This is a genomic window from Shinella sp. HY16, assembly GCF_028534175.1.
Lineage (GTDB): Bacteria > Pseudomonadota > Alphaproteobacteria > Rhizobiales > Rhizobiaceae > Shinella.
Map to the genome: position 1 here is coordinate 2,342,832 of NZ_JAHYXL010000001.1, position 24,448 is coordinate 2,367,279.

General features: G+C 64.2%; 20 protein-coding genes. 7 read left to right on the forward strand and 13 right to left on the reverse strand.

The features are described 5' to 3' along the window. Positions 1-116: 116 nt before the first annotated feature. Both ettA and K0P03_RS11745 read right to left on the reverse strand, forming a co-directional pair. Positions 117-1,766: an energy-dependent translational throttle protein EttA gene (ettA, locus tag K0P03_RS11740; RefSeq protein ID WP_130515303.1), complete on the reverse strand. Its 1,650-nt coding sequence runs from the start codon at positions 1,764-1,766 to the stop codon at positions 117-119. Between the two features lie 202 nt (positions 1,767-1,968). Then, positions 1,969-2,715, reverse strand: coding sequence for a ribonuclease (locus K0P03_RS11745; RefSeq protein ID WP_272789668.1), 747 nt, complete (start codon positions 2,713-2,715; stop codon positions 1,969-1,971). A 174-nt stretch (positions 2,716-2,889) separates the two neighbouring features. Here K0P03_RS11745 and K0P03_RS11750 point away from each other — a divergent pair, with 174 nt between their 5' ends. From K0P03_RS11750 to K0P03_RS11765, 4 genes are all read left to right on the forward strand, one after another. Then, the gene (locus K0P03_RS11750) at positions 2,890-3,849 is read left to right on the forward strand and encodes a lysophospholipase (protein WP_443020544.1); all 960 of its coding nucleotides are present in this window, start codon (positions 2,890-2,892) and stop codon (positions 3,847-3,849) included. Next, positions 3,846-4,793: a DMT family transporter gene (locus K0P03_RS11755; protein ID WP_024271542.1), complete on the forward strand. Its 948-nt coding sequence runs from the start codon at positions 3,846-3,848 to the stop codon at positions 4,791-4,793. The genes K0P03_RS11750 and K0P03_RS11755 overlap by 4 nt, the downstream gene beginning before the upstream one ends. 170 nt (positions 4,794-4,963) lie before the next feature. Beyond that, entirely contained in the window at positions 4,964-6,160 is a 1,197-nt protein-coding gene (locus K0P03_RS11760; protein ID WP_272789669.1) for a CaiB/BaiF CoA transferase family protein, read from the forward strand. Beyond that, entirely contained in the window at positions 6,157-7,806 is a 1,650-nt protein-coding gene (locus K0P03_RS11765; protein ID WP_272789670.1) for a thiamine pyrophosphate-binding protein, read from the forward strand. Before K0P03_RS11760 ends, K0P03_RS11765 begins: the two co-directional genes overlap by 4 nt. 185 nt (positions 7,807-7,991) lie before the next feature. Here the strand turns inward: K0P03_RS11765 and K0P03_RS11770 are convergent, their stop codons facing one another. Both K0P03_RS11770 and K0P03_RS11775 read right to left on the reverse strand, forming a co-directional pair. Then, on the reverse strand, positions 7,992-8,330 hold the full coding sequence (locus tag K0P03_RS11770) for a TIGR01244 family sulfur transferase (protein ID WP_023515378.1): 339 nt from the start codon (positions 8,328-8,330) through the stop codon (positions 7,992-7,994). Positions 8,331-8,490: 160 nt separating this feature from the next. Continuing rightward, positions 8,491-9,345 carry a DUF4432 family protein gene (locus tag K0P03_RS11775; RefSeq protein WP_272789671.1) on the reverse strand — a complete coding sequence of 285 codons (855 nt, stop codon included), beginning with the start codon at positions 9,343-9,345 and terminating at the stop codon, positions 8,491-8,493. 390 nt (positions 9,346-9,735) lie between these two features. Here K0P03_RS11775 and K0P03_RS11780 point away from each other — a divergent pair, with 390 nt between their 5' ends. Beyond that, entirely contained in the window at positions 9,736-11,085 is a 1,350-nt protein-coding gene (locus K0P03_RS11780; protein WP_443020579.1) for a L,D-transpeptidase family protein, read from the forward strand. A gap of 201 nt (positions 11,086-11,286) precedes the next feature. Next, positions 11,287-12,480 (forward strand): glycoside hydrolase family 5 protein, encoded by a 1,194-nt coding sequence (locus K0P03_RS11785; RefSeq protein ID WP_272789673.1) that lies wholly within the window; start codon positions 11,287-11,289, stop codon positions 12,478-12,480. A gap of 159 nt (positions 12,481-12,639) precedes the next feature. Here K0P03_RS11785 and K0P03_RS11790 read toward each other — a convergent pair whose 3' ends face one another. The 9 genes from K0P03_RS11790 to K0P03_RS11830 all read right to left on the reverse strand — a co-directional run bounded on the left by K0P03_RS11790 (position 12,640) and on the right by K0P03_RS11830 (position 23,347). Further along, a complete protein-coding gene (locus K0P03_RS11790) occupies positions 12,640-14,163 on the reverse strand; it encodes a globin-coupled sensor protein (protein WP_023516166.1) in 1,524 nt (507 codons plus the stop codon). A 256-nt stretch (positions 14,164-14,419) separates the two neighbouring features. Further along, complete coding sequence (locus K0P03_RS11795) at positions 14,420-15,136, reverse strand: ParA family protein (RefSeq protein WP_024271540.1); 717 nt, start codon at positions 15,134-15,136, stop codon at positions 14,420-14,422. Between the two features lie 219 nt (positions 15,137-15,355). Continuing rightward, a complete protein-coding gene (locus K0P03_RS11800; RefSeq protein WP_023513458.1) occupies positions 15,356-16,501 on the reverse strand; it encodes an iron-containing alcohol dehydrogenase in 1,146 nt (381 codons plus the stop codon). Continuing rightward, the gene (locus K0P03_RS11805; RefSeq protein WP_272789674.1) at positions 16,501-17,880 is read right to left on the reverse strand and encodes an aldehyde dehydrogenase family protein; all 1,380 of its coding nucleotides are present in this window, start codon (positions 17,878-17,880) and stop codon (positions 16,501-16,503) included. Before K0P03_RS11805 ends, K0P03_RS11800 begins: the two co-directional genes overlap by 1 nt. Before the next feature lie 115 nt (positions 17,881-17,995). Further along, positions 17,996-19,360, reverse strand: coding sequence for a glutamine synthetase family protein (locus tag K0P03_RS11810; protein WP_130515666.1), 1,365 nt, complete (start codon positions 19,358-19,360; stop codon positions 17,996-17,998). A 79-nt stretch (positions 19,361-19,439) separates the two neighbouring features. Beyond that, positions 19,440-20,495, reverse strand: a complete 1,056-nt coding sequence (locus tag K0P03_RS11815) for a TRAP transporter substrate-binding protein (protein ID WP_023516594.1) — start codon at positions 20,493-20,495, stop codon at positions 19,440-19,442. Positions 20,496-20,624: 129 nt separating this feature from the next. Then, on the reverse strand, positions 20,625-21,947 hold the full coding sequence (locus K0P03_RS11820; RefSeq protein ID WP_023516593.1) for a TRAP transporter large permease: 1,323 nt from the start codon (positions 21,945-21,947) through the stop codon (positions 20,625-20,627). Next, positions 21,944-22,453, reverse strand: a complete 510-nt coding sequence (locus K0P03_RS11825) for a TRAP transporter small permease subunit (RefSeq protein ID WP_024271538.1) — start codon at positions 22,451-22,453, stop codon at positions 21,944-21,946. The genes K0P03_RS11820 and K0P03_RS11825 overlap by 4 nt, the downstream gene beginning before the upstream one ends. Positions 22,454-22,585: 132 nt before the next feature. Continuing rightward, the gene (locus K0P03_RS11830) at positions 22,586-23,347 is read right to left on the reverse strand and encodes an N-formylglutamate amidohydrolase (RefSeq protein WP_272789675.1); all 762 of its coding nucleotides are present in this window, start codon (positions 23,345-23,347) and stop codon (positions 22,586-22,588) included. A gap of 191 nt (positions 23,348-23,538) precedes the next feature. Between K0P03_RS11830 and K0P03_RS11835 the strand changes: the two genes are divergently transcribed. After that, a complete protein-coding gene (locus K0P03_RS11835) occupies positions 23,539-24,417 on the forward strand; it encodes a MurR/RpiR family transcriptional regulator (RefSeq protein WP_024271536.1) in 879 nt (292 codons plus the stop codon). Positions 24,418-24,448: the final 31 nt, after the last annotated feature.

The window sequence follows — 24,448 nt, forward strand, 5'->3', positions numbered from 1 at the left end:
TGTGATTAACCCGCGTCGCGCAAGGGCAAATCCGTGTCGCCGATCTTCCCATCAACACGCCAAAAGAAAAACCCCGGCAAGCCGGGGTTTCTCAAAGGGTGTGATGGCACCGTGCCTCAGCGCGTCAGGCGCTTGTAGGCCTGGCTGCCGGGGTTGAGGGCATCGGGGCCGAGACGGCGGACCTTGTCCTCTTCGTAGTCCTCGAAGTTGCCTTCGAACCATTCGACATGACCGTCGCCCTCGAACGCCAGGATGTGCGTCGCAAGGCGGTCGAGGAACATGCGATCGTGGCTGATGATGATCGCGCAACCGGCAAAGCTCTCAAGCGCGCTTTCCAGCGCACCGAGCGTTTCCGTATCGAGGTCGTTGGTCGGTTCGTCGAGCAGCAGCACGTTGCCGCCGGCCTTCAGCATCTTGGCAAGGTGCACGCGGTTGCGCTGGCCGCCCGAAAGATTGCCGACCTTCTGCTGCTGGTCGCCACCCTTGAAATTGAAGGCCCCGCAATAGGCGCGCGAATTCATCTCGAACTTGCCGAGCTTGACGACTTCGGCGCCACCCGAGATTTCCTCCCAGACGGTCTTGTTGCCGTCGAGCGCGTCGCGGCTCTGGTCGACATAACCAAGGTGCACGGTGTCGCCGATACGGATCGAGCCGCTATCGGGCGTTTCCTGGCCGGTGATCATCTTGAACAGCGTCGACTTGCCGGCGCCGTTCGGGCCGATAATGCCGACGATGCCGCCCGGCGGCAGCTTGATCGACAGGTCGTTGATCAGCGTGCGGCCGTCAAAGCCCTTCTTAATGCCTTCCAGCTCGATGACCACGTTGCCGAGACGCTCGGAGACCGGGATGATGATCTGGGCGTCGCCGGGCCGGATGTTTTCTGCCGCATCGACCAGCTGTTCGTAGGCCTTGATACGGGCCTTGGACTTCGCCTGACGCGCCTTCGGGCTGGAGGCGATCCATTCCTGCTCGCGCGAGAGCGCCTTCTGGCGGCCGGCTTCCTCGCGGCTTTCCTGCTTCATGCGCTTGGCCTTGGCCTGCAGGTAGGCAGAGTAGTTGCCTTCGTAGGGAATGCCGCGGCCGCGGTCGAGCTCGAGGATCCAGCCCGTCACGTTGTCGAGGAAGTAGCGATCGTGGGTGATCATCATCACGGCGCCCGGATAATCGCGCAGGTGCTTTTCAAGCCACGCGATGGTTTCGGCATCGAGATGGTTGGTCGGTTCGTCGAGCAGCAGCAGGTCGGGCTGCGACAGCAGCAGCCGGCAGAGCGCGATACGGCGGCGTTCACCACCCGACAGCAGCGTGACATCGGAATCCTTCGGCGGGCAGCGCAGCGCTTCCATCGCCATCTCGACCTGCTGTTCCAGGTCCCAGAGGTTCTGGCTGTCGATGATATCCTGGAGCTTGGCGCCCTCGTCAGCCGTCTCGTCGGAATAGTTCATCATCAGCTCGTTGTAGCGGTCGATGATGGCGGTCTTGTCGGCAACGCCGACCATGACGTTCTCAAAGGCGGTCTTGGTCGGGTCGAGATGCGGTTCCTGCTCCAGGTAACCGACGGTCGCACCATCGGCGAGCCAGGCTTCGCCGGTATATTCCTTGTCCTGGCCGGCAATGATGCGCAGCACCGTCGACTTACCCGCGCCGTTCGGGCCGAGGATGCCGATCTTGGCATCGGGATAGAAAGACAGGTTGACGTTTTCGAGAATTTTCTTGGCGCCGTAGGCCTTGTTGAGCCCCGACATGTGGTAGATGAATTGACGTGCCATGCAAACGCGCTCCGGATCGGACAAATTTGCCCGCTATGTAGGCGAATTCTCCGCCCGCGGCAATGTAAGAAAGCCGCGCTGCGCCCCACGGCGAAAACCCGCCCCGCATCCTGTTGATACCGTCGGCAAGCGACACGGTGCCCAAATCCGACCGGTGTCTCGACAGTCCAGGCTGAAGGACACCCCGCCCGCTCGCGCTGCCCTACCCCGCCTGCCCCGGGCCCGTCACACCCTCGGTGCACCGCGACTTTGTCGGGACGGCGGCGGAGATGCGCTCGGCCAGCGTCGGACCATCGCCGGCAAGGCCGATGGTGAGGCCGGTTACGACGGAGCCGCCCTCCGTCTTGCGGCAGCTGAGCCGCACGCGCTCGCCGGCCCCCTTGCCGAAGGCGGCGTCGAAGGCGGCCCGCACTTCGGCAAGGGTGACCGCCGCCCCCGCCTTCTGTGAAAAGAGCGCGCGCACCGGCGAGGCGTTGAGCGTATCGAGCAGGTCGAGCGAGCGGCTGTAGTAGATCTCCGGGGACACCGCGACGCAGCTGCCGCTGCGCAACCATTGCTGGCGGTCGAGACCGAGGCGCGCGGCGGGCATGGCCGCCATCAGGCGCTCCTTCGTGACGGAAGCGAGCACGATATCCGGCAACTCCGTCCACTTGCCCTTGCGGGCCCTTTGCTTGAGCGCCGCCTCGATGCCGCAATAGCTCTTGCGCACCTGGAACCGGCTGAGCAGCGAGAACTGCCGGGCCGCCGGCGCATTCGCGGAGAAATCCGCACAGCCGCGGCTCCTCGGCCGGGCGGCGCAGTAGCCTTTCTGCCAGCTGACGGACAGCACCTCGCGGCCCTCTCTGCTCGCCGGTACGGTCTGGGCGGCCGCGGGACTTGCGAGGAAAAGGAGGCACGCAGCAAGGAGGGAAAGGGCGGCTTTGAAAGTCAGTGCGGCATTGGTCATCATGACCGGCTCCCGAACAAGAACAAAACAAGATCATATACAACCAAAAATCCATAAAATGCAACCATAAATCGGAAAAATCACGACATGCAGGAGAAAGCACAAAAATACACGCCGTATCCCGTTGTCTTTCATCGGCAAATCGCGTTGACCTTGCCGAAACGGGAGGACAGACCGGTGTTTTCGCTGGCTTCGATGCTGCAAAGCCCAAGTGGAGCGAGCCTTGCACTGCGGCACGAGGCCGCCCGGGGCGAGGCGCGCGGCATCCTGCTCGTCAGCCACGGCCTCGCCGAGCACAGCGCACGCTACGCGGAATTTGCCGGACGCCTGGCGGCGGAAGGGTTTCATGTCTATGCCCACGACCATCGCGGCCACGGCTTCACCACCGCGCCGGACGCCCCGCGCGGCCAGTTCGCGCCCAAGGACGGCATCGCCCGGGTGATCGCGGACCTGCGCGCCGTGCGCGACCATGCGGCGGCGCGGCATCCGGGCCTGCCGGTCGTGCTCTTCGGCCATTCGATGGGCGGCCTGCTGGCCCTCGCCTTCGCGCAGGCGCATCCTGGCGATATCGACGCGCTCGCGGTGTGGAACTCCAATCTCGAACCGGGGTTTTCCGGACGCGTGGCGCAGGTCGTGCTGGCAGCAGAACGCATGCTGAAGGGATCCGATGTGCCGAGCGGCCTGCTGCCGCGCCTGACCTTTGGCGCCTGGGGCCGCGCCATCGCGAACCGCCGCACGGATTTCGACTGGCTGTCGCACGACCCCGCCGAGGTGGACGCCTATATCGCCGACCCGCTCTGCGGCTTCGACGTCAACGTCGCGATGTGGATCGACATCTTCGCCGTCACCTTCGCCAATGCCTCGGCGGAAGGGCTTGCGCGCCTGCCGAAGCGCCTGCCGATCCATCTCGTCGGCGGCGAGGAGGACCCGGCGACGGATTTCGGCCGCGCGGTGCACGCCTTTGCCGGGCGACTGAAAAAATCGCGGCTTGAGGACGTCACCACAACAGTCTATCGCGGCATGCGACACGAAACGCTCAAGGAGAGCCGGCCGCTCCGCGATCCCGCCGTCGACGCCTTTGCCGTCTGGTGCCGGCGGGTGGTGGACGCACGGACCCGCGCCCGGGAACACGCATGACCACATCCGCCACCATCACGCCGCTGCGCAACGAGGTCAGCTTCGGGCTCTCCCTCATGGTGCTCTCGGTTCTCATCGCGCCGATCATCGACATTTTCGCGAAACTGGCGGTCACCGCCGTGCCGGCGACCGAAATCACCTTCGTGCGCCTGCTCTTCCAGATGACCGTTCTGGGGCCGATCTGCCTCCTGCGCGGCACGCTTCTTGATGTCACCTGGCGGAAGATGGGCCTGCATGCCGCCCGCGGCCTTCTGATGGCGATCACCATGATCACCTTCGTCACACCGCTCGCCGTCATGGAACTGGCCGACGCTATCGCCATCTTCTTCGTCGAGCCGATCATCCTGACCATCCTCGGCTCGATCTTCCTCAAGGAGACCATCGGCTGGCGGCGCTACACGGCCTGCGGCGTCGGCTTCTTCGGCTCGCTGCTGGTCATCCAGCCGAGCCTGCAGGAGGTCGGCCCCATCGCGTTGCTGCCCGTCGTGTCGGCCCTCTCGCTCGCGCTGTTCTTCCTCCTGACGCGGCTCGTCGCCCAGAAGGAGGACCCCTGGTCCATGCAGTTCTATGCAGGCCTCTGGGGCGCGCTGTTCTCCGGCCTGCTCCTCCTCGTCGGCGGCAGGCTCGGCATTGCCATGCTGACGCCGGTCGTGCCCGACATGGCGAACACAATCTACATCGCCAGCGCCGCCGTCGCCGCCACCATAGCCGGCGTGCTCGGCGTCTACGCCTATCGCTCGGCCCCCGCCTCGACGCTCGCCCCGCTGCAATATCTCGAGATCGTCTCGGCGACGATCCTCGGCTGGCTCGTGTTCGGCCACCTGCCGGACGCCGTGAAATGGCTCGGCATCGCCATCATCATCGCCTCCGGCCTCTACGTCATCTGGCGCGAGCGCAAGCTCAACAAGACGGCGACGATACCGCCCGTCTCCACGCCGATCTGACCTTGCCCGCCCGCGCGAACGGCGCGGCAGGCATCATGTCAGTCTGAGCCGTCATGATCTCCCGCCGGGCGCCGTCTATCGTGTCCGGCAGCTTTTTGTTATCGAAAGGGAAACGGGCGAAAAGCCCGGCGGCCGGCCGCATTCCGGCACCGCCGAGGAGGGAGTGCACGATGGAGAAGTCGAACCTGCCGCTGTCAGGCATTAGGGTCATCGAGCTGGCGCGGGTTCTCGCCGGTCCCTGGGCCGGGCAGATGCTGGCCGATATGGGCGCCGATGTCATCAAGATCGAAAACCCCGACGGCGGCGACGACACGCGCGCCTGGGGCCCGCCCTTCGTGACCGGCAGGGGCGGCGAGAACCTGTCCGCCGCCTATTACCATTCCACCAATCGCGGCAAGCGCTCTATCGCAGTCGACCTCAAGACCGAGGAAGGCCGCGCCGTCGTCCACCGCCTTGTCGCGACGGCCGATGTCGTCATCGAGAATTTCAAGGTCGGCGGCCTCGTCAAATACGGGCTCGATTACCAGAGCCTCGCCAAGGCCCATCCCAAACTCGTCTACTGCTCGATCACCGGCTTCGGCCAGGACGGTCCTTATGCCGCTCGCGCCGGCTATGACTATATCGTGCAGGGCATGTCCGGCTTCATGTCGGTGACGGGCGCACCGGACGGCGAGCCGATGAAGGCCGGCGTCGCCATCGCCGACATCTTCACCGGCATCTATGCCGTCGCCGCCATCCAGGGGGCACTCATCCATGTCATGAAAACCGGTCAGGGCCAGCATGTCGACATGGCGCTGCTCGACGTGCAGTCGGCCGTCATGGCGAACCAGAACATGAACTTCCTCGCCTCCGGCAACGCGCCGACGCGGCTCGGCAATGCGCATCCCAACATCTCGCCCTACGAGGTCGTGCCCACCTCCGACGGGCACATCATCCTCGCCGTCGGCAATGACGGGCAGTTCCGCAAGCTCTGCGGCATCCTGAAGCTCGAGGGCGTCGCCGACGACGAGCGCTTCGCCACCAACCGGGCGCGCGTCGCCCATCGCGACGAGGTGCGCCGCCTCGTCACCGGTGCGACGGCCAGCATCAGCAAGGCCGATCTGCTCGCCGCCTGCGAGCGCGAGGGCGTGCCAGCCGGGCCGATCAACTCCATCGCCGAGACCTTCGAGGATCCGCAGGTGAAGGCGCGGGGCTTGCGCATCGATCTACCCGATGCCGACGGCAACCGCATTCCCGGCGTGCGCACGCCCATCGTCTATTCGGGCACGCCCCTTGCCTATGACCGGCCGAGCCCGCGGCTCGGCGAACATACTGACGCCGTGATGGCGGAACTTGGCATCCTCGAAGCAGGAAAGAAAAGCGCATGAAGACCGGTGGCCAGTTGATCGTCGATGCCCTCGTTGCCAATGGCGTCAAGCGCGTCGCCTGCGTGCCGGGCGAAAGCTACCTTGCCGTGCTCGATGCGCTGCATGACACCGATGTCGACGTGCTCGTCTGCCGGCAGGAAGGCGGCGCGGCGATGATGGCGGACTGCTGGGGCCGGCTGACGGGCGAGCCCGGTATCTGCATGGTCACGCGCGGCCCGGGCGCCACCAACGCCTCGGCGGGCCTGCACATCGCGCGGCAGGATTCGATCCCGATGATCCTCTTCATCGGCCAGGTGCAGCGCGATGCGCGCGAGCGCGAGGCCTTCCAGGAGGTGGAATACCGTCGCGCCTTCACCGAGGTCGCCAAGTGGGTGGCGGAGATCGACGATGCCCGCCGCATCCCCGAATTCATCACGCGCGCCTTTGCCGTCGCCACCTCCGGCCGGCCGGGCCCGGTGGTGCTGGCGCTGCCCGAGGACATGCTGACGGATACGGTCGAGGCCGTCGACGCAAAGGCCTATATGCCGGTCGAGGCACACCCCGGCCGCAAGCAGATGGAAGAGCTGGCGCGACGTCTCGAAACAGCCGAGCGTCCGCTCGTCATCCTCGGCGGCACACGCTGGTCCGAAGAGAGCGTCGCCGGCTTCACGGCCTTTGCAGAGCGCTGGTCGCTGCCCGTCGCCTGTTCCTTCCGCCGCCAGATGCTGTTCGATCATCAGCACCCGAACTATGCCGGCGACAGCGGCATCGGCATCAGCCCCGCACTCGGCAAGGAGATCCGCGAGGCGGACCTCGTCATCCTGCTCGGCGGCCGCTATTCGGAAATGCCGTCCTCGACCTACAGCCTGCTCAAGGTGCCCTACCCGCAGCAGACGCTGGTGCATGTCTATCCGGACCCGTCCGAGCTCGGCCGTGTCTACAGGCCGGACCTTGCGATCTGCGCGGCGCCAGAGGATTTCGTCGCCGCGCTCGACGGCCTCGCGCCGAAGACCGCCCCGCGCTGGGCCGCCCGTACCGCCGCCATGCATGAATCCTACCTGAAATGGTCGACCCCGCCGCAAACCGGCCCGGGCGGCGTGCAGATGGGCCCGATCATGGCCTGGCTGGAGGAAAACACGCCCGAGGATACGATCTTCACCAATGGCGCCGGCAACTATGCGACCTGGGTGCATCGCTTCCATCGCTTCCGCCGCTTTGCGACGCAGGCCGCCCCGACATCGGGCTCGATGGGCTATGGCCTGCCCGCCGCGGTCGCCGCCAAGCAGCTCTTCCCGGAGCGTGAGGTTATCTGCTTTGCCGGCGATGGCTGCTTCATGATGCACGGCCAGGAATTCGCCACCGCCGTGCGCTACAACCTTCCGATCATCACCGTCGTCGTCAACAACGGCATCTACGGCACGATCCGCATGCACCAGGAGCGGGAGTATCCCGGCCGCGTCAGCGCCACGGATCTGACCAACCCGGATTTCGCCGCGCTCGCCCGCGCCTATGGCGGCCATGGCGAAACGGTGGAGACGACGGAGGATTTTGCGCCAGCCTTCCTGCGCGCCCGCCAGAGCGGCAAGCCGGCGATCATCGAGGTGAAGCTCGACCCGGAAGCGATCACGCCGACGCGCACGCTCTCGGATATCCGCAGCGGGAAATGACGTTTTGGGGCGTGAACGCCCCTCATCCCGCTACTGCGACCTTCTCCCCGCAAGCGGGGAGAAGGCGGATGGGGCAATGCCTCACCTACCAACATATCGTCGATGCTTTGGGAAGCCGTTGCGGCATTCCCCTTCGCCCCGCCTACGGGGAGAAGGCAACGGCAGGCGGTTGAGGAGCCAGGTCCTCAACCGCGAAGATGCTGCGCCTGCTCGTAGGTCTTCGTCGAGCGCATGCCGGAACGGCAGTAGCCGAGCATCGGGCGCGGCAACTCGTCGAGCGCGTCAACCATGCCGCTCACCGCTTCCGCAGTCACGCCCATCGGGCCGACGGGCACATGGGCCGTCTCGATACCGAGTTCCTTCGCACGCGCCGCAATGGCCGAGAATTCCGGCTGGCCTGCCTCTTCATGGTCCGGGCGATGGCAGACGATGGATTTGAAGCCCAGGGCGGCGATGGCGTCGAGATCCCCGACGGCGATCTGGCCGGAGACGGAATATTCGTCGTTGATCTCGCGGATATCCATGGGCGGTTCCTTCTAGAAAACAGGGGTGCTCACCGTTTAAGCCCGAGCCGCGGGAGCGTCAATCATGCAAAATCTATAGCAATTCCCGAAAAGAGCTGAAGCGCATCGCTCCGGCAACGAAGGAACGCCCCTTCCGCCCGAAAAACGCGCAGACATCCTACTAGCGGACCTCGAAGGCGAGGCCGTAGCTCACGCTTTCGCCGGGCGCGAAATTCGCCGCCTCACCGGAGGTGATCAACTCGGCGCGCGGCACGAGACGGTGCGAGACGGGCTCGATGCCGAGCACCGCCGAGCCTGGCGACAGGTTTCGCCAGACCTGCAGATGCGGCAGGGTATCCGTGCGGAAACGGATATGGACGCTGCGACCGCCAAGCGCCGCAATCGGGCCGATGGCGATCTCGGCCCAGCCATGCGCCGCCGTTTCGGCCGCCGGCACGCAGAAGATCTCGCGGTCGCCCTCGCCGAAGCGCCACGGCAGGCTGCCGCCGGGCAGCATCGCCCCCGTCAGCCGCGTGTCCGCATCGAAGAGGCCGGTGCCGAAATTGATGTGATACATGCCGAAGGGCGGCCAGGAGGTGCCGCCCGTATTGGTGACGCGGTCGTCGAGCGTGATGTGGCCGGTGCTCCGGTCGGCGCGCCAGCGGCGGGCAAGATCGGCCTTGCCGCCATGGGCAAGCGAAACGGCGACGCGCCCCTCGCAGATAACCTCCCCCTCGTCCTCCTCGACCAGCACGTCCCGCGCCGGCGAGGATGAAAACGACCCGTGCAACGGATAGAGCCGCCCGTCAGCAGCCCCCTCGACCGGCACCGGGTGGCGGATGTGATCCGGCCCGCAGGTGAACAGGAAGCCAGGCAGCGCCTTGTCGATGCGCGGATCGCCGTCCGAAGGCACCGTTGCCCCCGGCGCAAGATCGACGCCGTGAAAAACGGCACCGGCGACGTCGAGCACCGATTGCGGCGTCAGATCGAGACGAAAGGACTGGTCTTGTGTCTGGGCGGTAAGGGAAAAGGTCATCCGGGTCTCCGGCAAGGGGCAATCAATCGGCGGCATGCTAGAGCAATTCCCGCGAAAGTGCGACGCGGTTTTACGGCCGGAACGGCGATAAAACAAAAGGATAGCGTGTCTTCCCGGTTCGGCGGAAAACCGAAAGGCTGCGTGGCGGGATGGCCGCCGGGGCACGGCCGGCCCCCTTGCCTCGCATCGCGTCACGGGAACCATCACGCCCGGTCACAAGTTTTTGCAATTCGCGTTGACCTTACGTTCACCATCGATTCAGTTTTTTCATATTAAGGTCTGAATTGAAGTGTTCCGTCCGCGCAATATGTGCAAGCAGGCAGGTCAAGAGTCGTGAATTCTATTTTTAAAACAAGCCTTTCGCTCCTTGCCGCGGCATCCGTCCTCGGAATCGCCGTCTTGCCGGCGCACGCGCAGCAGCGTTTCTCCTCGCGCGACACGGTTCTGGTCTCGCCGGAAGGCGATATTCTCGACTATGTTCCCGACGATGGCAGCGTGCGCGTGATGCGCGACAACCGCGGTCGCACCGTCTATGTCGACGGCTGGGGCAACGTCGTCGCAACCGCCATGCAGGCCGACCGCTATTTCGCGCGCGGCGACGACTATCGCCCGCGCCGCGAGACGCGCGGCTACCCCGAAACGAACCCCGACTATTTCCCCCCGGCGCCGGAAGCCGACTACGGCGACGAGCTCACCACCAGCTCCGTGCCGGAAATCCGCGAGGGCCTGCCGGGCGACATCGAGCGCCAGCCGCTGCCAGACGCCGATTTCGGCGGCTCGCAGCCCCTGCCCGATTTTTCCGACGACAGCGCGGCGCTGCCGGAAAACAGCACCGACCCCAATGCGGAATTCGTGCCCGGCCCGAAGTTCCAGCCGGCGATCGCGATCGGCAAGATGTCCTCCGCCGAGATCACCGCGCTCCAGGTCTTCCTCGACCGCGAGGGCTTTTCGCCCGGCGTGATCGACGGCAGGAAGGGCTCGAACGTCACCAAGGCGATCGAGGCCTGGCAGAATGCGACGGGCGAGACGCTCGACCCGAACAATGCCGACGACATTCTGGAACGGTTGCGCCTGTCGGGCGGCCTCGCCTTCACCACCTACGAAATCAGTGCTGCCGATGCGGCCGGCCCCTATGTCGCCGCCATCCCGGACGACTATGCCCAGAAGGCGGCGCTGCCGCACCTCTCCTTCACTTCGACCACGGAAATGCTGGCCGAAAAATTCCACATGGACGAGGCCTATCTGAAGGAGATCAACCCGGGGGTCGACTTCACCATTCCCGGCACGATCATCAAGGTCGTCGATACCGGCGAGAAGAAGACCGGCAAGGTTGCCAAGATCCTCGCCGACAAGGGCCGCAAGCAGGTGCTCGCCTATGACGCGAACGGCACGCTGATCGCCGCCTATCCGGCCAGCATCGGCTCGGCCGACACGCCCTCGCCGTCGGGCACCGTGACCGTGGAGCGCATCGCGCTCAATCCCGGTTACACCTACAACCCGAAGATCAACTTCCAGCAGGGCAGCAACAACAAGGTGCTGACCCTGCAGCCCGGTCCGAACGGCCCGGTCGGCACGGTCTGGATCGCGCTGTCGAAGCCGACCTACGGTATCCACGGGACGCCGGAGCCTTCGAAGATCGGCAAGACGCAGAGCCACGGCTGCATCCGTCTGACCAACTGGGACGCGACGGAACTCGCCAAGATGGCCAGCGCCGGCGTGACGGTCGAGTTCGTCGACTGACGATGACACGATGCCCCGCAAAAGCCGGCCCTCAGGCCGGCTTTTTCATTTGCGCGGAAAAACCGTTGCGTGGCGCCGTTCCGTCACGCGGTGGGCCGGAAAATGCCGCCTTTGGCGTCGATACGTCCTTCTGGCAAGCGAACGGGCAACCATCCTTCCGCACGCCCTTGCTGCAAGTCGCATTCGAAAATCCGGTCTCCCGTGCTTGAAAAACTCCGCCCCGCCCTTCTCTGCCTCACGCTTGCCGGCCTCTTGCCGCCGGCCGCCGGCGCTGCCGACCTCATCGGCTTCTGGGACAGCCCGCAGAAGGGCGGCAACAGCTTCAACGCCGCGGCACCGGACCGGGCCTATTTCGACGCACTCGCAGCAACCGGCGCAAGCTGGGTAAGGCTAACCTTCAGCAAATGGCAGGGCGAAGGCAGGGACTTCCTGATCGGCGACGCAGACCGCTACAAGGGCCTGCCGCCCGGCGACCTCGCCAGGCTGCGCGAGACGCTCGACGCCGCCGGGGCCGCCGGTCTCAAGGTCGTGATCACCCCGCTCAGCCTGCCCGGCGCACGCTGGAAGCAGCAGAACGGCGGAAAGTTCGACGACCGGCTATGGTCCGACCCGGCCTATGCCGGCCAGGCGGTCGCGTTCTGGCGCGACCTCGCAGCGGCGCTCAAGGACCATCCGGCCGTCGCCGCCTACAACCTGCTCAACGAACCGGCCCCGGAAAAGACGACCGGGCTTGCGGAAAACGCCGCAATGGCGGAGATCTCCGCCTGGCAGGAGAAGAACACCGGCAGCACCCGCGACCTGCCAAACCTCTACACGCGCATGATCGCGGCAATCCGCACCGTCGATCCGGTAACGCCCGTGATGGTCGATGGCGGCTACTACGCCAATCCGCGTGCCCTCGCCGCCTGGCCGGAGCGTCTTGCCGATGAGCGGGTGCTCTATGCCTTCCACATGTACGAGCCCTATGACGCCACGAGCGCGCCGAACATGAAGCGCAAAACGCCGCTTTCCTATCCCGGTGCCACGACGGACTATGCCGGCGGCAGGATGATCTGGGATCGGAAGGCCATCGGCGATCATATCGGCACGGCCTTCGACTGGGCAAAGGCCGCCGGCGTGCCGCCGAGCCGTGTGGTTGCCGCCGAATTCGGCTGCATGCGCCTGTGGACCGACTGCGGCACCTATCTGACCGACGTCACGGACGCCGTGGATGCGCGAGGCGGCCACTGGGCCTTCTATTCCTTCCGCGAGGACGAGTGGGAGGGCATGGACTATGAACTGTCCGCCAAGGTGGAACCCGGCCGGTTCTACTGGCTGAAGGAACAGGGCAAGGCCGGCACATTGCCGCGCGACGGCAAGCTTATGGAGCTTCTGAAGGCGCGCATGCAAAAATAGAGCATTTCCAGCCGAAACGGGATCGCTTCGGCGTCGGACAATGCCGGAAAAACAAGGGGACAAAGCACTTCCGATGAACGCGCGCTCAGCGGAAATACCCTGGAAATAGGGCGGAGCAGCCTTCCGTGCCGCTCCGCCCCGATGGACCGAAAGACAGCCTCAAGCCGCGCGGCTGTAGCCGGAGCCCTGCGCCGGGCGGGCCTCGCCGCTGGTGCGGAAGGCGCTGAGCTGGGCAGCGATGGAGGCGGCTTCCTGCGTCAAGGCCTGGCTGGCGGCATTCGCCTCCTCGACCATGGCGGCGTTCTGCTGGGTGATCTGGTCCATGGCGTTGATCGCCTGATTGACCGCCAGCAGGCCCGTCGCCTGTTCCGCCGTGCTGGCACGGATCGCATTGAACACGGCACTGACCTCGACGACCTGGGTGACGATCTGGCGCAGCGACTGGGCGACTTCGCCGACCGAACGCACGCCGTCCTCGACCTGGCTATGCGACTTGGCGATGAGGTTCTGGATGTCCTTCGCCGCATCGGCACAGCGCTGGGCAAGCGCCCGCACCTCGGAGGCAACGACGGCAAAGCCGCGCCCCGCCTCGCCCGCCCGCGCCGCCTCGATACCGGCATTGAGCGCAAGCAGGTTGGTCTGGAAGGCGATCTCGTCGATCACCTCGATGATGTTGGCGATGGCCGAGGAGGACGCCTGTATCTCTCCCATGGCGACGATCGCATGCTCCACGATCTCGCCGCCGTGCTGCGCATTGTCACGCGCCGCGATCACGAGGGCGTTCGCCTCATTGGCGCTCTGGGCCGTCTGGCGCACGGTGGTGGTCACCTGCTCGACGGCGGCGGCCGTTTCCTCCAGATTCGCGGCCTGCCGTTCGGTGCGCTTGGCAAGGTCGTCGGACGCAACCGCGATCTCACGAGCGCTGAGATGAATGGAGCCGGCGCCTGCGCCAATACTGCCGATCGCCTGCGAGAGCGTGGAAATGGCGTGGTTGAAGTCATCGCGCAGCGCCTCGTAGGCTTGCGGCAACGGGCCGGTGATGCGCGCGGTGAGATCGCCGTCGGAGATGCGCTTCAACGCAGCACCGAAACTGTCGCTGACGATCTTGCGCTCCTCGGCGACGACCTGGGCCTGCACCGCCTGCTGCTTGGCGAGATCCGTCATGTCGTTGTAGACGGAGATGGAGAGGTCCATATCGAGGAACATCGCCTTGAGCAGGCTGGAGAAACGCGCCGCGAACTCTTCCGGCCCGATCTCCTGGCGCGCAAACAGGCCCTGCTTCGGCCAGAGAGATTTGACGGCTTCCGTCAGAAGATGCTCGACGATCAGCGCATAGCCACCGATATACCAGCGCGGCTCCAGGCCGATGCGCGCATGCACATGGCCGATCGTCTGGACCTTGGTGGCATAGTCGCCCGTGAAATCGCCGGTTGCGATGTTCGCCCAATGACCGAGCTGGGCATTCTTCGCCCGGTTGATATGCGCTTCGTTGGAGAAGAGGTGGTTCACCTCCGGGCTCTTGCGCACGATCGCGTAGAACTTGTCCAACGCCGGGCCGAGCTCCTTCTCGATGAAGGGCTTCAGCGTACGCAGACGCTTCAGGGCTGCCTCGTCGAGGCCGAGGTAGTCCAGACGGCGCGCGATATCATGGTTCTGGCTGGCGGTCTGCGGGGCTGGCTTCATTCCGAAGGGTATCCTGGCAACTCGAGAAAACGGGGAAAGCGACAAACAATCGGGGCAGCGGTGCCGGGCGACACCGCATCTTGCCCGTAACCCTTCATGGGTCCCCGTGGCGGCGCAAGGCCGATGGGGTGGCTTTCTAACGCGATATCATTAGGTTAAGCGTAGTAAATTGTTCATTACCAGCTTTGCGTTGCGGCACGAAAAACGGCTGCGCCGTTCGTCGCAGCCGTTCTTGGCATTCGTCAATTTGAAGCGGTCAGGCCGCCCGCTGAAGGGTGCGGAAGAAGCCGCGTTCGGTGGCGACACGCTTGCGCACCGGCAGGAGCCGAAGAACCTCGTCGGCAAAGAGGCGCGCATTCTCGCAGGCCTTGTCGAGGTTGCTCACCTTGGCCGCATCCATCGTATAGAGCGTGCCACCACAGTCGAAGATGTCGCGGAAGGCGGTACGTTCACCGATCGGCGTATCGAGCACGGCAACGCCGCGAGCGGCGAGCAGCGCCTTGATGGTGGTCATCGCCCGCGTCGTCACCAGCGCATTCATGCGGGTGAGCACGACGGAGTGGTTGATGCGGATGCCCGCCTTCTCGTCGAGCTGTTTCAGGAGCTCGAGGATATGCGCCGCGCCGCGCGCATCCATCGCACAGCCCTGCACGGGGATCATCACATGGTCGGAGAGACCGATGGCGGTGGCGACCAGCGCATCCCGTGCACCGGCAAGGTCGATGATGAAATAGTCGGTCGTATCCCGGTTCTCGCGGATATGGCCCTGGAGGGAGCCCATCGAAACCTCCGAGATGACGGCGATGTTGCGCTGGCGGCCGGAAACCTCGTGCCAGTGGCTGATCCAGCGCTGCGGGTCGGCATCGAGGATGGTGATGCGGTGCCCCCGGCTTGCAAGCTCGGTGGCAAGGATCAGGGCCGCTGTGGTCTTGCCCGCGCCACCCTTGGCATTGGCAAATGTGATGACTGGCATGTCTTTCCTCATGAATGCTGCGAGCTTCGCATCGCTCTCGTCAGGCGGCCCGATGAAAATGGCGCCCGCTTAATCAAACCTTTCAAAACATGGTTAACGAATTGGAAACAACCGGATGGCGAAGATTAACGAGAACGCCACCAAATTTGCGTTTCCTCAAGAAAAAAGCCCGGAAAACGGCGGTTTTCCGGGCCTCTATCATTTGTTAACGGCAAGAATTCAGATGCACTCGACGAAGAGGCGCTTGGCCGCGTCCAGCGTCAGCTCCACCGGATTGCCGCCAGCCGTCGGATCGACGATCGCCATGGCGGCCATTTCGTCGATCCTGTCGGTGCCAACACCAAGCGCGGAGAGCTTGTCCGGCACGCCGAGTTCCTCGCGCAGGCGCAACACGTAGTCGAAGAAGCCGTCGAAACCGCCGGCAATACCAAGGTAAGCGGCGGCGCTGGCGATCTTCGCCTCGATCGCCGGGCGGTTGAAGGTCAGCACCGGCGGCATCACGACGGCATTGGTCATGCCGTGGTGCGTGTTGTAGATGGCGCCGACCGGATGCGACAGCGAGTGGATCGCGCCGAGCCCCTTCTGGAAGGCGACGGCGCCCATGGCGGCCGCCGACATCATGTTGGCGCGCGCCTCGATATCCGTGCCGTCCTTGTAGGCGCGCGGCAGGAATTCCTTGACGAGGCGCATGCCCTCGAGCGCGATGCCCTGGCTCATCGGGTGGTAGAACGGCGAGCAATAGGCTTCGAGGCAATGGGCGAAGGCATCCATGCCGGTGCCCGACGTGATGACCTTCGGCATGCCGACCGTCAGTTCCGGATCGCAGATCGTCACCGAAGGCAGGAACTTCGGATGGAAGATCACCTTCTTGGTGTGCGTTTCGGAATTGGTGATGACCGAGGCGCGGCCGACCTCCGAACCGGTGCCGGCCGTCGTCGGCACGGCGACGATGGGCGCGATGCCGTCGGAATTGGCGCGGGTCCACCAGTCGCCGATATCCTCGAAATCCCAGACCGGGCGCGTCTGGCCCGACATGAAGGCGACAGCCTTGCCAAGGTCGAGGCCGGAGCCACCGCCAAAGGCGACGACGCCGTCATGCCCGCCGTCGCGGAACGCCTTGACACCGGCTTCGAGGTTCTTGTCGGTCGGGTTCGGATCGACCTCGGCGAACATCGCCCGGCCAAGACCAGCGGCCTCAAGAATGTCGAGGGCCTCTTTCGTGATCGCCATGGTCGAAAGACCACGATCGGTGACGAGCAGCGGCTTCTTCATGCCGACCGCCTTGCAGTGGTCGGCGAGTTCCTTGATGCGGCCGGCCCCGAACTTGATCGCGGTCGGGTAGCTCCAGTTGGCGGTGATGGTCATTATGCTTTCCTGAAATGGTAGGATTTCGGGCGGGTGAGATTATGGAAGCCGATGACGGAGAGCGAACCGCCGCGGCCCGTTTCCTTGACGCCCGTCCAGCACAAAGCCGGGTCGAGATAGTCGGCGCGGTTCTGGAACACGGTGCCGGTCTCAAGGTCGCGGGCGATCTTGGCAGCGCGATCGGAATCCTTCGTCCAGAGCGAGACGGTAAGGCCGTATTTGCAGTCGTTCATCAGCGCGAGCGCTTCCGCGTCGTTCTTCACCTTCATGATGCCGACGGCCGGGCCGAAGGTTTCTTCCGTCATGAACTCCATCGAATGATCGACATCGACCAGGACCTGCGGAGCGACATAGGCGCCGCCGTCATCGGCCGGGAAGAGTTTGGGATCGACCAGCGCCCTGGCGCCCTTGGAGACGGCGTCGGCGATCTGCGAACGCACGGTCGCGGCGAAACGCTTGTGCGCCATCGGGCCGAGGGTGGTTTCCGGATCGAGCGGGTTGCCGAGCTTGTAGTTGGAGACCCAGGCGACCGACTTTTCGACGAAGGCGTCGTAGAGCTTCTCGTTCACATAGACGCGCTCGATGCCGCAGCAGCACTGGCCGGAATTGTAGGTCGCGCCGTCCATCAGCGTATCGACGGCGGCATCAAGGTCGGCGTCTTCCATGACGTAACCCGGGTCCTTGCCGCCGAGTTCGAGGCCGACCGGCGTGAAGGTGCCGGCCGCCGCGCGCTCGATGGAGCGGCCGCCTTCGACCGAACCGGTGAAGTTGACGAAATCAAAACTGTTGCCGGCGATGAGCGCCGAGGTCGTGTCATGGTCGAGGAAGACGTTCTGGAAGACATCCTCCGGCACGCCCGCCTCGTTGAAGGCGCGCACCAGCCGTTCGCCGACGAGCAGCGTCTGCGCGGCATGCTTGATGATGACGACGTTGCCGGCCATCAGCGCCGGGGCGATCGTGTTGATCGCGGTCATGTAGGGGTAGTTCCACGGCGCGATGACGAAGACGACGCCATGCGGCTCGCGCTCGATGCGGCGCTCGAAACGCTCGCTGTTCTCGATGACGATCGGCGCCAGCGACGAACCGGCGATCTCGGCGACATAGTTGGAGCGCTCGTTGAAGCCCTTGAACTCGCCGCCGTAGCGGACCGGGCGGCCCATCTGCCAGGCGATTTCCGGCACGATCTCGGCGGCCATCTCGTTGACGCGCGCGACGCCCTTCAGGACGAGCTGGATACGGTCTTCCAGCGGGCGCTTCGCCCAGGCCTTCTGGGCCTTCTTCGCACGGGCGACGGCCTCCTGCGCGGCGGCCAGCGGCATCGCCTCGCGCTCGGCATAGACCGAGCCGTCCACGGGGGATATGCATTTGATCACAGTCATGATCGACTTCCTGTTTCAGTTTAAATTCTGGCGTGGGACAATATCCGATCCTGCCGGCCGGAAAATATCCCCGAAGGGCTACTTTCCGCCGCAGCCGCCGCCGGTGTGCTGAGCCTTACGCTCTCTCGAAGCCGCGCGCCACCTCCCAGTCGGTGATGCGACGGTCGTATTCTTCCTGCTCCCATTCGGCCGCACGGACATAGTGATCAACAACGTCGTCGCCGAAGGCCTCGCGCAGCATGTCGGAGTCCTTCAGTGCGGCGGTCGCCCCGCGCAGCGTCTTCGGGATCTCACGGATGTCCTTGCCACCATAGGCGTCGCCTTCGAAGGGCGCTTCCAGTTCCAGCTTCTGCTCGATGCCGGCAATGCCGGCGGCAAGCAGCGCCGCCATGGCGAGATAGGGGTTGAGATCGGAACCACCGACGCGGCACTCGATGCGGATGCCCTTGGTGCCCTCGCCGCACAGGCGGTAGCCGGCCGTGCGGTTGTCCTTGCTCCAGATCGCCTTGGTCGGTGCGAAGGTGCCGGCAACGAAGCGCTTGTACGAATTGATGTAGGGCGCGAGGAAATAGGTGATCTCGCTGGCATGGGCGAGCAGACCCGCCACATACATGCGCATCATCTCCGACATGCCGTATTTGCCGTCCCTGTCGAAGAACTTCGCTTCCTTGCCGTCAAGGCTCCACAGCGACTGGTGGATATGCGAGGAGGAGCCGGCCATGTTGTAGTTCCACTTGGCGAGGAACGTGACGGCCTTGCCGCGCTGCCAGGCGATTTCCTTGGTGGCGTTCTTGATGATCGAATGCCGGTCGGCCATGGTCACGGCTTCGGCGTATCGCACATTGATCTCCTCCTGGCCGGGCGAAGCCTCGCCCTTGGAGTTTTCCACCGGAATGCCGGCGCCCTGCAGGCCGTTGCGCAGCGCCCGCATGACGTCCTCTTCCTTGGTGGTCTGGAAGATGTGGTAATCCTCGTTGTAGCCGGAGGCCGTGCGCAGGTCGCGGTAGCCGCTTTCGCGCGCATCGTCGAAGGTCTGGTCGAACAGGTAGAATTCAAGCTCGCTCGCCATGAAGGGCTTCAACCCCAGCGCCTCGAGCCGCTTGACCTGCTTTTTCAGGACGGCGCGCGGCGAATGCGGAACCTCGGCATGGGTGTGGTGGTCCAGCACGTCGCAGAGAACCAGCGCCGTACCTTCCAGCCAGGGCAATTTGCGCAGCGTCGCAAGATCCGGCTTCATCGTGTAGTCGCCGTAGCCGGCGGCCCAGCTCGTCGAGCGGTAACCGGGCACGGTCTCCATTTCCATGTCGGTCGCCAGCAGGTAGTTGCAGCTATGCGTCTCCTCATAGGCGCCATCGACGAAATACTGTGCGTGGAAACGTTTGCCCATCAGGCGCCCCTGCATGTCGACGAGACACGCCAGAACGGTATCGATGCGGCCCTCGGCCACATCCTTCTTCAGGTCATCAAAACTATAGGTCATGGTCATCGGGGGTGGTCCTGCGGGTTGGGGCGTCGTGCCGGACCGGGCCTTGCCGGCCCGGTCCGAAGGGTTTGGTCAATCAGCCGTTGACGTAGGGCGGTCCGGCCTTGTTGATGACGGCGTTGTAGTCCTCGAAGATCTTGACGACCTTGGCAGCCGTTTCGCTCTGGCCGGCGATCTCCTTCCAGAACACCTTTGCCGCATCTTCCACGGCCTTCCACTCGGCTGTGGGAATGCTGGTGAGCTTGAGCTTCGTGCCCTCGGCGCGCAGCTTCGCCTCACCGCCCCAGTACCACTGGTCGCGGTAGTTGTTGCCGGCCTCGATCGCCGTCATGACCAGCTTTTTCAGGTGATCGGGCAGTTCCGCCCACTTCTTCTCGTTGACGAAGAACGAGCCGATCCAGGCCCCGGAGATGTTGTTGGTCAGGAAGTGATCCGTCACGTCGGCCCAGCCGACCGTGTAGTCCTCTGTGATACCCGACCAGGCCATGCCGTCGAGCTCACCGGTCTGCACGGCGACCTGCGCGTCTTCGTAGGGAATCGTCACCGGCACGACGCCGAACTGGCTGAGGAAACGACCGGCCGTCGGGAAGGTGTAGAGGCGCAGGCCCTGAAGGTCGGCCAGCGTGTTGATCGCCTTCTTGGTGTTGAAGTGGCACGGATCCTGCCCCGAGGAGGAGAGCCAGACGACGCCGCCAACCTTCTCGTAGGACGAGCGCCAGATGTCGGCGAGGCCGTACTGCTTGAAGAGCACGGGCACGTCGAGGATCTGCTTGGTGGCAAGCGGGAAATAGCCGCCGAAGGTGGCGACATCAGCCGGGGACGCCATGGAATCGTCGTCCGAATGCACGGCGTCGATCGTGCCGGCCTGGAGCGCGCGGAACAGTTCGCCCGTCGGCACGATCTGGTCGGCGAAGTAAAGCTCGATCTCCAGCTCACCCTTGGCGGTGGCGTTGATGGCGTCGATGATCGGCTTGGTGACGTGCTCGCCGAGCGCGGCGCCGGCATAGGTCTGGAAGCGCCACTTGATGGCGGTCTGCGCCCGCACGATGGCGGGTGCCGAAAGCGTCGCTGCGCCGGCCGCACCGATCGTGACTGCCCCAGCCCGTGTCAGAAATTGCCGTCTGTTGGTCATATCTCTATCCCTCTGGTTAAACGTCTCGCTTTTGCCGGGAACGGCCGTTCATCCCGGACGATCAATCGTCTTTTCTTCTATCGGCCTCATTGCGCGTTGGTGCCGGCGGCCTTGCCGCCGGCAAAGTCCTCACTTGGCGTAGTAGTTGTTCGGCAGCCACGTCGCGATTTCCGGGAAGCAGCCGATGATGATCAGGCTCGCGATCATGATGCCGACGAAGGGCCAGATCGACTTGTAGATGTCGGTCATGCCGATGCCGGGCGGCGCCATGGCGCGCATCATGAACAGGTTGTAGCCGAAAGGCGGGGTGATGTAGGCGATCTGGCAGGTGATCGTGTAGAGCACGCCGTACCAGACGAGGTCGAAGCCGAGCTTCTGCACCAGCGGGATGTAGAGCGGCGCCACGATGACGAGCATCGCCGTGTCGTCGAGGAACATGCCCATGACGAGGAAGGACAGCTGCATCAGCACCAGCACCTGCCAGGGCTCGAGGCCGAGGTCACCCAGGAAGAAGCGCTCGATCGACTTGACCGCGCCGAGACCGTCGAAAACGGCGCCGAAGCAGAGCGAGGCGATAAGGATCCACATGAACATGCAGGTGATGCCGAGCGTCTTCTGCAGAACGTCGTTCCACAATTTGACGCTGAGACGGCCGCGCTGCCAGGCAACGAGCGCCGAGGAGATCGCGCCGACCGCCGAGGCTTCCACGAGGCTGGCGATACCGCTCAGGAACAGCCACATCATCAGCGTGAAGATGCCGAGCGGCAGGATGCCCGCGGTCAGGAGCTTCAGTTTCTCGGCCATCGGCACGTCGCGCTCTTCCGCCGGCAAGGCCGGGCCGAGCGACGGGTTGATGCGGCATCGCACATAGACGTAGATCGCCATCAGCAACGCCATCAGGAGACCCGGCAACACGCCGGCGAGCCAGAGCTGACCGACCGGAACGCGGGCGATCATGCCGTAGAGCACGAGCACGATGCTCGGCGGGATCAGGATGCCGAGCGTCGAGCCGCCCTGCACCACACCCGTCGTCATCACCTTGTCGTAGCCGCGGCGCAGCAGCTCCGGCAGCGCGATCGTGGCGCCGATCGCCATGCCGGCGACCGAAAGGCCGTTCATGGCGGAGATGATGACCATGAGGCCGATCGTACCGAGCGCCAGGCCGCCGTTGATCGATCCCATCCAGACGTGGAACGCCTTGTAGAGGTCCTCGGCGATACCCGATTCCGAGAGCATGTAGCCCATGAAGACGAACATCGGCACCGTCAGCATCGGATACCATTTGACGAGCTTCATGGCCGAGGCGAAGCCCATTTCCGAGCCGCCCGTGCCCCACAGCAGGAAGGCTGCGACGACGCCGACGAAGCCGATGACGGCGAAGACCCGCTGCCCGGTGAGCAGCAGCACCATCATGCCGGCGAACATCGTGATTGCGATGAATTCATAGCTCATGCGATCGGCCTTCCCCGCAATTCAGCGATATCCTTGAAGAGCGAAGAGCTGGCCTGTGCGAGCATCATCACGATGCCGAAGGTCATGATGATCTTGATCGGCGCCATATAGGGTGCCCAGGCCGAAAAACTCTTTTCCTTGAACTGGATGGCATAGGTCGTGCTGGTAATGCCACCGTAGAGCATGAAGCCGAGGAAGATGATCAGGGCGACCGCCGTGACCGTATCGAAGACCGCACGTTTGCGGACGGACCAATTGCTGTAGAAAAGGTCCATGCGCACATGGTCGCCGGTCTGCATGGCGAAGGCGCCGCCGAGCATATAGTAGGCGGCCATGGTGAATTGCGCCGATTCCAGCGTCCAGCTCGCCGGCAGGTGGAATGCCTTCGAGACAGAGGAATACAACAGGATCGCGAACATCGCGAAAATCAGATACATCGCAAAAAGGCCGACACGCCGGTTGAACGTGTCGACGAAGCGAACATAGCGCTTGATGAAATCAGGCATGGCCCCTGCCTCCGCCGACGGCGGCGGTTTTCTCAACCGGGCCATACCCCTTTTGTAGCAACACAAGCATCCGCTTGGCCTCTCCTGTTCGTGTTCTTCTCCGTCTCCACGGATGTCGTTCCCCGGGTCTTTTTATTGGATCACGGGAAGGCTCTTTTCGAGCAGTCCCGCCAGATAGTCGGCCACGACCCGTTGGCCGGCTTCGTCTTTTATGAGGTCGTTGCGGACCTCGATCATCACGTTGGCAAGGCCGTTGGAAAGGCCGTGCTCCTTGAGCGTATGCGTCACGCCGTCTTCCGGCCCATACGGCTCGTTGCGACGGATATTGTAGGGGCCAGCGCTGCCGGCCGCGTTGAGCATGGCATCGGCAAGGCGCGTGTCGGCGTCGTGCAGGATGCCGATCTCGACCGCGCGCGGCTTGCCGAAATAGACCGGCGTGAAACTGTGCATGGTCACGATGACGGGCGCCCTGCCCTCCCCGATCCGGCTCTTCACCAGACCGGCGAGCTTTTCCCGGAATGGCAGGTAGAGCGCTTGCGTTCGGGCATCGCGCGCCGCCTGATCGAGGCCGGCATTGCCGGGAACCGCGAAAACCTCGCTCTTTTCGGGCATGGCGGCCGGCGATTCCGGCGGGCGGTTGCAATCGTAGACGAGGCGGGAGAACCGCTGGAAAACCAGGGCCGCATCGAGACGTTCGGCAATGAGGCGCGACACGGCAAGCGCACCGGGATCCCAGGCGATATGGCTTTCAAGCGCCTCCTCGGGCAGGCCGAGCGTGCCGAGCGCCTTCGGAAGCAGGCGGGAAGCATGCTCACAGACCAGGATGACCGGGCCGCGGGCAATACTATTCTCCAGGGCGACGGGGTCGCCCTCTTCTCCAGTCAGAATTCCCATTAGCCTGATCCCCTCGACCGGCTCTTATCGTTAATGAAGAGAATTCTTCACAGTCTGGCCGCTGTCAACGGGGTATTGAAAAAATCTCTTCAAAAAAACATTTGACTCGAATTGTGACAGCGCGCTTTATTTCCGAAACTTCGGCAAAGACCGAAGCGCAGGGGAACAATTTGACGCTCAACCAAGCATCCATGACGGTGTCGGATGTGATCAGTGCCCATTTCGATGCGTTGACCCGCGCCGAAAAGCAGCTGGCCACGTCGCTGCTCGACAACTATCCCGTCTCCGGCCTCGGCAGCATCACCACGGTGGCGGAAAACGCCGGCGTGTCGACGCCGACCGTCGCCCGCATGGTGCAGAAGCTCGGTTTCCGGGGCTTCCCGGATTTCCAGGCACGCCTCCACCACGAGCTGGAAGCCACCCTGTCGAACCCGATCAGCAAACACGACCGCTGGGCGACCAAGGCACCGGGCACGCACATCCTCAACCGCTTCGCCGACGCGATCATGACCAACCTGCGCCAGACGCTCTCGCAGGTGGAAACCGCCGAATTCGACAGTGCCGCCGCCCTCCTCGCCGATCGCCAGCGCAGCATCTACATCATCGGTGGGCGCATCACGAAGGCGCTCGCCGACTACCTCTTCACCCATCTCCAGGTCATCCGCCCGAACGTCACGCAGATCGCCGCCAATCCCAGTTCCTGGCCGCATTATGTGCTGAACATGAAGGCCGGCGACGTGCTCGTCATCTTCGATATCCGCCGCTACGAGCAGGAGATGGAGACGCTCGGCCGCGCCGCCCGCGAGCGCGGCGTGGAAATCGTTCTCTTCACCGACCAGTGGGCTTCGCCCGTCGCCAAGGTCGCGGCGAAGGTCTTTCGCGTGCATATCGAGGTGCCTTCCGCCTGGGACTCGTCCGTCGTGACGCTGTTCATCGTGGAGGCGCTGATCGAAGCCGTCCAGAGTTCGGGCTGGGAGGAAACCAGCGGCCGAATGAAAACGCTGGAGGGCCTCTTCGAGGCCAGCCGGCTTTTTCGCAAACCCCGGTCGGAGGTTCCCGGCAAGACCTGATAGACATCAGAAAAAAACGAAATAAAACTGT

Bases quoted from the DNA above. Each gene is read 5' to 3' on its own strand.
- K0P03_RS11805 (WP_272789674.1), bottom strand. From the start codon at position 17,880: ATGACTGTGATCAAATGCATATCCCCCGTGGACGGCTCGGTCTATGCC.
- K0P03_RS11815 (WP_023516594.1), bottom strand. From the start codon at position 20,495: ATGACCAACAGACGGCAATTTCTGACACGGGCTGGGGCAGTCACGATC.
- ettA (WP_130515303.1), bottom strand. From the start codon at position 1,766: ATGGCACGTCAATTCATCTACCACATGTCGGGGCTCAACAAGGCCTAC.
- K0P03_RS11760 (WP_272789669.1), top strand. From the start codon at position 4,964: ATGGAGAAGTCGAACCTGCCGCTGTCAGGCATTAGGGTCATCGAGCTG.
- K0P03_RS11795 (WP_024271540.1), bottom strand. From the start codon at position 15,136: ATGCCAGTCATCACATTTGCCAATGCCAAGGGTGGCGCGGGCAAGACC.
- K0P03_RS11755 (WP_024271542.1), top strand. From the start codon at position 3,846: ATGACCACATCCGCCACCATCACGCCGCTGCGCAACGAGGTCAGCTTC.
- K0P03_RS11810 (WP_130515666.1), bottom strand. From the start codon at position 19,360: ATGACCTATAGTTTTGATGACCTGAAGAAGGATGTGGCCGAGGGCCGC.
- K0P03_RS11775 (WP_272789671.1), bottom strand. From the start codon at position 9,345: ATGACCTTTTCCCTTACCGCCCAGACACAAGACCAGTCCTTTCGTCTC.
- K0P03_RS11790 (WP_023516166.1), bottom strand. From the start codon at position 14,163: ATGAAGCCAGCCCCGCAGACCGCCAGCCAGAACCATGATATCGCGCGC.
- K0P03_RS11835 (WP_024271536.1), top strand. From the start codon at position 23,539: ATGACGGTGTCGGATGTGATCAGTGCCCATTTCGATGCGTTGACCCGC.
- K0P03_RS11800 (WP_023513458.1), bottom strand. From the start codon at position 16,501: ATGACCATCACCGCCAACTGGAGCTACCCGACCGCGATCAAGTTCGGG.
- K0P03_RS11820 (WP_023516593.1), bottom strand. From the start codon at position 21,947: ATGAGCTATGAATTCATCGCAATCACGATGTTCGCCGGCATGATGGTG.
- K0P03_RS11825 (WP_024271538.1), bottom strand. From the start codon at position 22,453: ATGCCTGATTTCATCAAGCGCTATGTTCGCTTCGTCGACACGTTCAAC.
- K0P03_RS11745 (WP_272789668.1), bottom strand. From the start codon at position 2,715: ATGATGACCAATGCCGCACTGACTTTCAAAGCCGCCCTTTCCCTCCTT.
- K0P03_RS11770 (WP_023515378.1), bottom strand. From the start codon at position 8,330: ATGGATATCCGCGAGATCAACGACGAATATTCCGTCTCCGGCCAGATC.
- K0P03_RS11830 (WP_272789675.1), bottom strand. From the start codon at position 23,347: ATGGGAATTCTGACTGGAGAAGAGGGCGACCCCGTCGCCCTGGAGAAT.
- K0P03_RS11765 (WP_272789670.1), top strand. From the start codon at position 6,157: ATGAAGACCGGTGGCCAGTTGATCGTCGATGCCCTCGTTGCCAATGGC.